The sequence below is a fragment of the Methanomethylovorans sp. genome (assembly GCF_050177135.1).
Taxonomy (GTDB): Archaea; Halobacteriota; Methanosarcinia; order Methanosarcinales; family Methanosarcinaceae; genus Methanomethylovorans.
Genome location: NZ_JBFXHJ010000004.1, coordinates 19,971 through 31,040 on the forward strand (window position 1 = coordinate 19,971; position 11,070 = coordinate 31,040).

The following is an 11,070-nucleotide window of genomic DNA, read 5'->3' on the forward strand; positions in this document are numbered from 1 at the left end:
CTTGGTAGATTCGGAATTTTTATAGCTACCAATCCATTATCGATAAGTATAAGGCTTAAGAACTAATTGCAATATCAGTTAGTAGTTATATAGTCTGAATAAATGATACATCCCCTCTTTCAGAAACAAGCTCAGGTGGTTCGATCCATGGTAACAGAGATAGAAGCAAAGGTGATAGAAGCTAAAAAAGCATCCATCACCCTTGCAAGCGTGAGCACGGATATAAAGAACCGTGCACTTGAAGAAATGGCAAATGCACTGGACATCAACAGGCAAGCCATACTTTCAGCTAATATAAGAGACCTGGAAGTCGCTGAGAAAGCCCAGAGAAAAGGTGAACTTACCCAGGCAATGGTAGACAGACTGAAGGTCAGCGACAGTAAGATAAATGGCATGATAGCTGGCATAAGAGATGTAATAAAACTCGAAGACCCTGTTGGCAGGACGATGAGTTCTCTGGAGCTTGACAATGGCCTGGAGCTTTATCAGGTAAGCTGTCCAATTGGTCTGATAGGAGTGATATTTGAATCCAGACCGGATGTTGTTCCCCAGATCATGGCACTTTGTCTTAAAAGCGGGAATTCCACCATTTTCAAAGGTGGAAGAGAGGCACTTAACTCAAACAGGGCCATATTCGATATATTGGTAGAAGCTGTCGAGAAAGTGGAAGGGATCCCAAAAGGGGCATTCCAGCTCATGGAAACGCGGGAAGAAGTAATGGATATCCTGGCAATGGATACCTATATCGACCTGCTCATACCCAGAGGCTCTAACGCATTCGTAAAGTTCATTCAGGACAATACAAAGATATCAGTACTCGGCCATGCCGACGGGATCTGCCATGTATACGTTGATGAGGATGCAGATCTGGCAAAAGCCTACACCATCTGTTTTGATTCAAAAGTGCAGTATGCTGCCGTATGCAATGCTATGGAAACATTATTGGTGCACGAAAAGATTGCGGAGAAGTTCCTGCCTAAAATGGCCCAGATGCTGGACAGTGCAGCTGTGGAATTACGTTGTGATAAAGGATCCTTTGCGATACTGGAGCATATAGATTTCATTAAAAATCTGGTACGCGCGGTGGAAGAAGATTGGAGTACCGAGTACAACGACCTTATTCTTTCCATAAAGCTGGTGAGTTCAATAGAAGAGGCCATTGAGCATATCAATACATATGGATCACATCACACTGACGCCATTGTTACCGAGAACCAGAAGAAAAAGAAAAAGTTCGCTAACTTTGTGGATTCGTCCAGCGTCATGATAAATGCATCCACAAGATTTGCCGATGGTTTCAGATATGGTAAAGGAGCGGAAGTCGGTATAAGCACTAACAAGATCCATGCCAGAGGGCCTGTGGGCATGGAAGGTCTTATGATCTACAAATATGTCCTCATAGGAAATGGCGATAAAGTTGCTGACTATGTAGGACCTGAAGCAAAGAAATTCACCCACAGAGAGCTGAACAAAGAACTCTCTGATGTCATAACAGAAAAATAAACTATGCAGAGGCAATGTTCTTGAGCAGCAGGAAAGAGCTTTTAGGCGACATAAACAAAATTGTGGTGAAAATAGGGACTACATCCATAAACCAGGATGAAGGTAAACTAAGCCCTGGTTTCTTGGATTCCATAGCTTCACAGGTTTTTACACTGCATAATTCAGGAAAGAAGGTAGTAATAGTAAGTTCAGGATCCATAGGACTTGGAGTGGACGTGCTCGATCTTGACTCAAGGCCACGGGAAATACCTGTAAGACAGGCTGCAGCAGCTGTTGGACAAAGCATGCTCATGCAGGAATGGAGTAAAGCCTTCAGCAAATATGGACTGAAGGTAGCTCAGTTGCTCCTTACTTATGAGTCCTTTTCTAACAGGTTAACATATCTCAATCTCAGAAACAGTATGCACACCCTCCTTAGTTATGGAGTTATCCCCATAATCAATGAGAACGACCCTATATGCGTACATGAGATCGAAGCGACTTTTGGGGACAATGACAAGCTATCTGCCATGGTTGCCAGCAAAACAGAAGCAGATCTCCTTATAATCCTCTCGGATATTGATGGGCTCTATGACAAGAACCCCCACAACAATCATGGTGCTAAGCTGCTTCACCTTGTAGAGGAGATAACTCCTGAAGTGGAAAGCTATGGAGGGAATCCGACAAGTCTCAAAGGCGTGGGAGGCATGCGAACAAAAATAATGGCTGCCAAGATCTGTGGTCTTGCGGGCTGCCACACGATAATCGCCAGCAGCAGAGAAAAAGACATCCTGCTCAGATTACTCGATGGCGAGGAAATAGGTACGCTATTCATGGCAAACAAGGAAGTCCACACGAACAGGATACGCTGGATCTTGTTATCCAGATCCTGCGGTTCAGTGGAAGTTGATGAGGGTGCAAAAGAAGCCATCAAAAATAGTATGAGCCTCCTGCCTTCTGGCATCACCAATGTTAACGGTGATTTCAGAAGAGGGGATATCATCGAAATAAGATCCAACGGGGAAGTCTTTGCAAAAGGGATCACTGATTACTCATCAAGTGAACTGACCAAGATCAAAGGCCAGCACACTAACCAGATAGCAGATCTCCTTGGATACAAGAATTATAACCATGTGATCAAAAAAGAGAACATAGGACTATTCTGAAGAAATGTTCTCTTTCTGCGATAATTTTCGATCACCTGAAATAAAGAGGCAGGTAGTCAAAAGAACTACCTACCACGTTATACTTTGTGTCACATATCCCATCTTTATCTACGTCCGTGGCTGTCTGGCTGAAGCCTGTTCCTTTGGGTGAAGCCCATACATTGCCTCCAATGTGCGAGCCCCCCGCTATGTTCGTACCTGTGGTCTTTGTGATGTTCCAGGTATTTGAGCCATCATCAACAACGTTCTTAATATTGTTGAACATGTTGTTGAAGACAAGGTTAGAACCGGAAGATTGCAGATACACACCACACCATTCATTGAGCGATACATTGTTGGTTTTTAACAAGTTGTCACCTGAAGACTGCGCCAGATAACCATACTTGTTGTTTGCAAGTCGGTTCTCCTCAAGTGCATTGTGTGTACTCTTATACAGACGCATTCCATATTTGTTGTATGCTGCCCTGTTAGAAATGAGATCATTATAGCTTGAAGAATCAAAATATATCCCGGAACTTGCACTATTAAGGGCTTCGTTGTCCGCCAGCAGGTTCATATCTGAAAGACTCAGACCTATACCTATTTCATTTTCTGTTGCAGCATTTGCTAGAATGGAATTGTTATCACTGGAAAGCAATAACGCACCATAGGAATTTGACTGCAGATGATTTCCATCTAAAATATTTTGATCACTGGACTGAAGACGAATACCTTGTTTGCTTTGTAGCACCCGGTTATACTCAATGACATTGCTATGGGAACTGACCAGGTAGATACCTTGCAAAGTATTGCCACTTGCTGTGTTTGCTGTGATGGTATTGAAAGAACCGTCTATAAAGTAAATGCCCTGGTTATTGGAGGAAACAGCATTGTTGGAAATAATGTTATCAGCAGCGGATTGCAGTAAGAAGCCATAACTATTTGATCTTGCAATATTTTCATCCAGTACATTGCTATTGCTTAGCTCAAGACGGATACCTGCTTTGTTTTGAATCAATTGATTGTTCTTAACCAGATTATCATGAGATCTTACAATATAAATTCCCTGATAGACATTAAGAGAAGCGGTGTTGTTCAATACCTGACTGGAAGTGCAGTTGACAAGATAGACCCCCTGGTTGTTGGAAGATAAGCTGTTGTCAGAAATAGTACTATCAGTGGCAGAGTACAACAATAGACCGTAGCTATTAGATATTACTGAATTGTTATTCAGCATGTTCCTGTTACCTGATTGCAGGCGAATGCCTACATTATTTTGCCTGATTGTATTATTATTCACATTATTATCGTCAGATGCCAGCATGTAGATACCTTGTAACGAGTTGGAGTCCAGAATGTTGTTCTGGATAGTATTTAAAGAACTATCAATAAAGTAAATGCCCTGGTCATTGGAATACAAAGTATTATTGACAATATTATTGTAAACCGAGTATTTTGACAAGATACCATAACTATTCGATCGAATTGTATTGCCGTCGAGAACATTTCCATGAGTTGATCTGGGAGTGATCCTGTCCGATCCCAATAGCTTCGGATGAGATCCTGCTGAACTCTTATCGGATAGTTCGACCGCAGCAACATTTGGACCGTCCATTGCTGCATTATCTGAAACAGTATCCAACGAATAAGAGGATAACAGCAATATGCCATAATTACTTGAACTGATATTATTGGCTGTAAGATAATTATCAACACTGTCATCCAGTCTTAAACCTTGTAAGTTGGAATCAAAGGTATTATTATTAACCACACATGCTGACGTGCTGAGCAGGTACACACCCTGACCCGCATTAGCATCTACTTCATTATCTAGGACATTACAATTAGATGAACCGCTAAGAAGGATACCTGCATTGTTGGCTGTTACGTGATTATCTGTAATAGTTACATCCACGGATGAGCGGACATATATGCCATAATTGTTATTTGTAACAATGTTGTCATAAACACTGCAGCCTTTTACTCCGTCTATGTATATACCTTTGTTATTAAGAGAACCAGTGACGTTAAAACCTGATATCGAAACATTGGAAGCCGTCACATAGAAAACGTGTCCTGAAGGATCGAGCGCTTTCACCACTGTGTCATCAGGATCGCCTGTGGACGACCTTATTGTAAGTGCTTTATTTACCCGTACATTATCCTGCAATGTTCCGGGACCCACCAGGATAGTATGGCCTTGAAGTGTCAGTGGGTCCTGCACAGCAGTACTGATGTTGAAGTAAGTTTTCCCTGTATCTGCGTTCATCACCGTCATTGGGACAGCATCCGATGTCAATGCCTTGATACAGAGATTGGCATTGGGAAACACGGATGTGATATCCTCCCATACCTGTCCGTTTTCCCCGATGTAACTTTCTTCAGCATTTGATGTTGCGGAACTGCTGTAAAGATAAGGCAGTGGTACTTCCATGGCAAGAGGATAACCATATCCTGAAGTAGTTAATTTGATCACTACGGAGAAATTCTGTCCTGTGTCAAGGTCCACATGATCATCCAAGGTTACAGTATGGTAACCGGAATAATCAAAAATGCCTGAAACATTGCTCTTCAGATCCCCGATAGGATTGGAAACGGCATCTGTGTAAATAGATACATCATAGCTGACCCCTGAACTGGTAGTATAGAATGATACTGCTTCCAGAACCTCATCTGATGACGCAGTGTACACATTTGCTCCCCATACTACGGTATCCCCGTAACCAACGGATGCTGTCCAGCCAAGCGGATCATATTGGTAGATATTATCGTAATTATTGACCTGTTCAGCTGTGAAAACGGCATTAACGTTCCTTTTTGCAAAACTGGAATCGTAGTAGGAGATATAGAAATAGCCCGCCTCTCCCCATGAATCCCCCCAACTGTTCTTTACAATGAAGGCTCCATTGCCTGGGGCAGCAGGAGAGAATCTTTTGCTGTCAAAACTATCGTTCCATCCTACTATAGTGACACCGTGACCTCCTGTAGTAGAAGAACCTGTATAATAATAAGAATTATTCTTAGAATCATAGGATGAATCGGACCATATCATTGAAGCATAAACTGCTCCATATTGATAAAGAGCCCATTTGATAGCATCATTGTCTAGTGATGATTTCCTTGTCGGAAGGAAAATGGATTCCTGCACATGTTTAGTAGCTTTCAGAGAAGGAGAGAAAATAATGGATGGATCATATGGGTCCTTTGACTCTAATACAGGACCAGCCCATCTGGCAAAATATGCAGTTGCCATCTGGGCATTTCCTCCTGAGCATGGATCTACGTCGAATCCATGCAGGTTCTTTAGATTCTGTTCCGAAAGATCAAGGTTTTCACCTGGCATAAGAGTTGATTCAAGGGAGGCATATGATGCAAAGGCCCAGCATGAACCGCATGACCCTTGGTCTTTTACAGAAGTGACCTTCCCCTGCGTCCTGAGATCATAATATGGGAGATAAGTATCCAGCATTAGAGAGGAAGGTGAATAATCAATATAAGAGAAGTCTATTGTATCGGATAACTGGCCTGTGGCCCCCTCCCCGCTGCTCAGCATATCGACGCTTTGAGCCTGTGTTGTGGACTGCGCTACAAAAGCAGGATTAATTGATTCCTGGACCGGAACCGATGAGTTCGCAAAAGCAATACCTGACGTGCACATCAAAGAAAAAAGAATTAGTAGTAAAAGATGGTTTTTCTTCATATATATTCCTCTTTAAACAATACAAGTAATATAATAAAAATAAGTATATAATATTTGTTTGCTTTTCAAACTTGCAATAACATAATAAATTTATTTCCAAGCTGTAACTACTCCATAAATTATAACTCCAAGAAAAGCATAAGCAGCATCATAGGACATAAAGTGGCTTTTATGGAAAACGATGTACTTAAAGGATTGAGAGCAGTCGTTCTGCAAAGGATAAGTCCAAAAAATGAAGAAAGGGACCATCTGAAAGAGATAACAGAGTTGCTTGTAAAAAAAGTAGAGCTCATAGCCTGCTCAATGGGCCTGGATGATGTGTCTGCCAGCCTTGTCGGTTCAGCTGCCAGAAATACCTGGATATCGGGGACACATGATCTGGACATATTCATCATGTTCCCGGAAAACGCCAGCAGGGAAGAACTTGAAAAAAATGGGCTGACCATTGCAAGAAAAATAGCTGAAGAATCCGAATTTTTTGAAGAACGCTATGCTGAACACCCTTACATAAATATGAGATACAGAGGGTTCGATGTGGACATAGTCCCCTGTTTCAGAGTACAGTCCGCTGCATGCATCAGGTCCGCAGTTGATAGAACACCTTTCCATAACGAATTTGTTAAAAGAAATATTCTGGGACTTGAACCGGACGTGTTGCTGCTAAAACAGTTCATGAAAGGAGCAGGTGTATATGGCTCAGAACTGAGAACACAGGGGTTCTCAGGTTATCTTACAGAACTGCTTGTGATAAAATATGGTTCTTTTGAGAATGTGATCAGATCTGCCTGCGGCTGGCAGCCTGGCACATATATCGACCTGAACGCACACGGCACTACACAACATGCAGAGCCGCTCGTTGTAGTGGATCCCACTGATCCGAAACGCAATGTTGCTGCGGCCTTGTCGCTGGATAAGTTTTGCATGTTCATCGATCCATGTAGAGAATTCTTACTGTCTCCTACATTGGATTTCTTTTTCCCGGGATCTGACACATCAGTGACCGACAGCGAGCTGCTTCAAAGACTTAGGTCACGTGGGACTGCATTTATTGCTATCACATTCAAAACACCTGATGTAGTGGAAGATGTACTATATCCACAACTGTATAAGATGGAGCTTGCAGTTGTTGCATTGCTTGAAGAGCATGAATTCAAGGTCCTTAATAAAGGATCATGGTCAGGACAAAAAACAGTAATATTACTGGAGCTCATGTCTGCCACTCTTCCAGCCTTGCGGAAGCACAGGGGTCCGCCTGTATGGGTCCATAAGCATGCCGAAACCTTCAAAGCCAAATATGTAAATGCAGAAAATGTTTTTGCATTCTATATAGAAAACGGTACCTATGTAGCAGAAATACCCCGCAAGTATTCTGATGCATGTTCACTTTTGAAAGAGAGGCTTACTTCGTGTTCCATGGGTAAACAGGTTAGTTCCTCAGTAAAAAGCGGATTTGAACTGCTTCATAACAGTGAGATATATAGTATCCAGGACATGAACTTCAAATTGTTCCTGATGAATTGGCCCAGGATATAAAGTGTCCTGTGGTGATAATATCATATAATTGTTTTAGCACATAACATATAAATTAAACTTATATAAATACATGTACATAGATATATATTATTTTTTACAAATATGCTTAATTAATACTGCGACTAGTATTAAATAGTAAAAGATTGTTGTCCTTTAAGGGTAATAATATGATATGGGCATTTTCTTCACTTACGGCTAAACAGATGAAGTCTATCAAAGAACTGGAAGAAAAGATGGGTGTAACACTGTTGGCTTTTTCAGGCATGAACATTAGGTATGCAGATCTGTCCGAAGAAGATCTCAAGCTTCTCCTTCAAGCTGAAAAGGATCTTGGGGTTTCATTAGTTGCAGTGAACGTGGAATGAAAAAAGCTAGCAAGCTGGTTGCAAATTCAACTTTGCAACTTGCCTTCTTTAAGACTTGTTACTTATTCTTTACAAGGTTTTTTCTAAGGGGAGAAGGTACAATAAGACAACATTTTAAAATATATAGAATATTTTTGCATTCATTGTATGTGTGTAAATACTACATAGACATGATTCTCTGTTCTAATAGTGAAAAAGAGTTTGATTTTTCATGATGCTCAGTATTCTTATTTTTTTACTGATGTGAGTTCAGTCGCATCTATAAAACATTATCGAAAAGGATATAGCCAAGTACTATACTTGTAGTTCGTATAAGCAAAGAAAGGCAAAAAGAGATCGATAAAAAATTGTTTCAATTGAGGGATCATCATGGGGAGAAAAAGGAATTTGATCATAAGGATTTCTATTGCACTGATGGTGTTTGCCGTATCAGTTTTTATTGTCCATGGTTCAACCGGGACAGATAAGTATAACATGACAGAGGCTGAAAAGAAGTTAAGCACAGATCTGATTAAACTTCTGGAAGCAACTAAATACCAATCATCAACTGAAACTGTTGTTAATTCAGATGGTAGCGACCTTGTGTACGTGTATGTATATCTATATAAGGGTAACAACACCAGCAACATAGAACCTCTGGTGCAGGAGATCACTGACTGGGATAAGGAAAATTCAGTAGCTGTTGCAAGGGTAAGCATTAATGAACTGGAAACACTTGCCTCTTTGAAGGAAGTCAAAAATATAAGAACTGTAATACCTCCTGTTGTGAACAACGGTTCTGCTGCAACCGAAGAGAACGTTAGTGGCAACCATAGTGCCGAAGAAAACAATTATCTTGGAGACGGGAACTGGATCAAGCTGATAGGAATAGTCCTTTTTACTGGAATGGTGTTCAAAAGAAGAATAAAAAGAACATGACAGTGTAGAACTAAGCTTCCAGTAAACTGAAAAAAAGGAGGAGTAGTGGTTGGATAGAGTTAATCCTATTGCCCAGATAATTGGTATTGTATTAACAATTTTCTTGATATCGATTGTTATCACCCCTGTTTCACAGGCTTCAACAGGAAATGACGCTGTTTTCCAGCTTTATTCTCAGGCTGACAAAAATAACATGACAGAATCACGGCAGAAGATCAGTACCGATCTTCTTGATCTTATATGTGACACAACAACATCAGGATCATCATTGATACCTATGACAAACTCAAATGATTTTCGATCATCAAATTTTATTCCAGCCAACTCAGCAAATGGACTGGATGAAGACCTTGTATACGTATATGTCCATCTGAAAGAGGACTGCAACGTTGAAATGATTAAACCCTTTGTACATGAGATCACAGATACGGATGAAAGAAATTCGGTTGTGGTAGCATGGATAAGTTTTAATGGACTGAAAGAGCTCGCTTCTCTAGAAGAAGTAAAAAGCATAAGGACTGTACTGCCGCCTGTAACAAATGCTGGATCTGTCAATACCGAGGGAGATGACGTACATGGAACGGCCAGCGTACGAACCTTTTATGGTGAAGATGGAAGCGGAATAAAGATCGGAGTGATCTCGGATGGAGTGGATCATCTCACTGTATCACAGGCCTCCGGAGATCTGCCTGAAGATGTTACTGTGCTAAGTGATATATTCGGAGGAAATGAAGGCACTGCCATACTAGAGATCATACATGATATGGTGCCCGAAGCAAAGCTTTATTTCCATGATAACGGTGCTAACATCATAGCATTCAACACAGCTATTGATGAACTGGTTGCAGCGGGTTGCAACATTATAATAGATGATGTTGCATGGTACGAAGAACCTTTTTTTGAGGATGGGATAGTAGCTTCTCATATTGAAGATGTGATCAATGAGAATAATGTACTATATCTGTCTTCAGCAGGTAATGAGGGAGATTCTCATTATCAGGGAACGTTCGTTAATGATGGTGACAACTTCCATAATGAGTTCTTCACCATACATATGGAAACAGGAAGTAGCGTCATGGTCATTCTTCAGTGGGATGATCCGTTTGGTTCTTCATCAAATGACTATGATCTTCTCCTGTATGATGAATATGATATCTTAGCCGTCTCAAATAGTACCGGACCTGATCCACTTGAGTGGATACAGTTCTACAACGACGGACCAGAAAAGGATTACTATATAGGAGTATACAATTACCAAGGTACTGCAGCAACACGCACTTTGGAATTGTTCTTTTACCCGTCTCTCGGAGCTACGGTCGATAAGATCAACCTGGTTGCCGAAGATTCCATATATGGCCACCCTGCTGCTCCAGGTGTCGTTGCCGTAGGAGCTGTGCCATGGAACAATATTAACACCATTGAATACTACTCTTCCCAGGGGCCTGTAACAATTGCCTACCCTGAAGAACACCTCAGGCCGAAACCTGATATATGTGGAGTTGATGGCATATCCACATCAACCGAGGGTTTCACTGAATTCTGGGGAACCAGTGCCTCTGTTCCTCATGTTGCAGCGATCGCAGCCCAGATCTGGAGCAGCAACACTTCAATGACTGCTGCAGAAGTGCGCGGGAAATTACTCTCAGATGCTGTGGTGGATGTTGATACACCGGGATTCGATCATGTCTATGGTTACGGGGTAGCTGATTCGGCCAAATATTTCACAAAATTAATGGGCGATCTCATACCACCTAAATCCATAACAGATCTCAAAGAAACCGGAGTTGCATCTGGCTGGATAAGATGGACATGGACAGATCCAGAAGATTATGACCTTAAACATGTGATGGTATATATCGATGGTTCCTTTGTCGCAAATACAACAGAACAGTTTTACAACCTGACAGGATTGGCACCTCAAACAGCA

7 protein-coding genes are annotated in these 11,070 nt (G+C 41.4%); 6 read left to right on the plus strand and 1 reads right to left on the minus strand.

What is annotated here, in order from left to right:
* The first annotated feature begins 102 nt into the window (after positions 1-102).
* On the plus strand, positions 103-1,503 hold the full coding sequence (locus AB7U21_RS00920; RefSeq protein ID WP_428386475.1) for a glutamate-5-semialdehyde dehydrogenase: 1,401 nt from the start codon (positions 103-105) through the stop codon (positions 1,501-1,503).
* Between the two features lie 20 nt (positions 1,504-1,523).
* Positions 1,524-2,648 carry a glutamate 5-kinase gene (gene proB, locus AB7U21_RS00925; RefSeq protein WP_428386477.1) on the plus strand — a complete coding sequence of 375 codons (1,125 nt, stop codon included), beginning with the start codon at positions 1,524-1,526 and terminating at the stop codon, positions 2,646-2,648.
* Between the two features lie 31 nt (positions 2,649-2,679).
* Here the strand turns inward: proB and AB7U21_RS00930 are convergent, their stop codons facing one another.
* Entirely contained in the window at positions 2,680-6,327 is a 3,648-nt protein-coding gene (locus AB7U21_RS00930; protein WP_428386479.1) for a NosD domain-containing protein, read from the minus strand.
* Between the two features lie 171 nt (positions 6,328-6,498).
* Between AB7U21_RS00930 and cca the strand changes: the two genes are divergently transcribed.
* From cca to AB7U21_RS00950, 4 genes are all read left to right on the plus strand, one after another.
* Complete coding sequence (cca, locus tag AB7U21_RS00935; RefSeq protein WP_333786899.1) at positions 6,499-7,860, plus strand: CCA tRNA nucleotidyltransferase; 1,362 nt, start codon at positions 6,499-6,501, stop codon at positions 7,858-7,860.
* A 167-nt stretch (positions 7,861-8,027) separates the two neighbouring features.
* Positions 8,028-8,225 (plus strand): hypothetical protein, encoded by a 198-nt coding sequence (locus AB7U21_RS00940; protein WP_428386482.1) that lies wholly within the window; start codon positions 8,028-8,030, stop codon positions 8,223-8,225.
* A 387-nt stretch (positions 8,226-8,612) separates the two neighbouring features.
* The gene (locus AB7U21_RS00945; RefSeq protein ID WP_333787947.1) at positions 8,613-9,143 is read left to right on the plus strand and encodes a hypothetical protein; all 531 of its coding nucleotides are present in this window, start codon (positions 8,613-8,615) and stop codon (positions 9,141-9,143) included.
* A 49-nt stretch (positions 9,144-9,192) separates the two neighbouring features.
* A partial coding sequence (locus AB7U21_RS00950) for a S8 family peptidase (protein WP_428386484.1) occupies positions 9,193-11,070 on the plus strand: 1,878 nt, incomplete at its 3' end.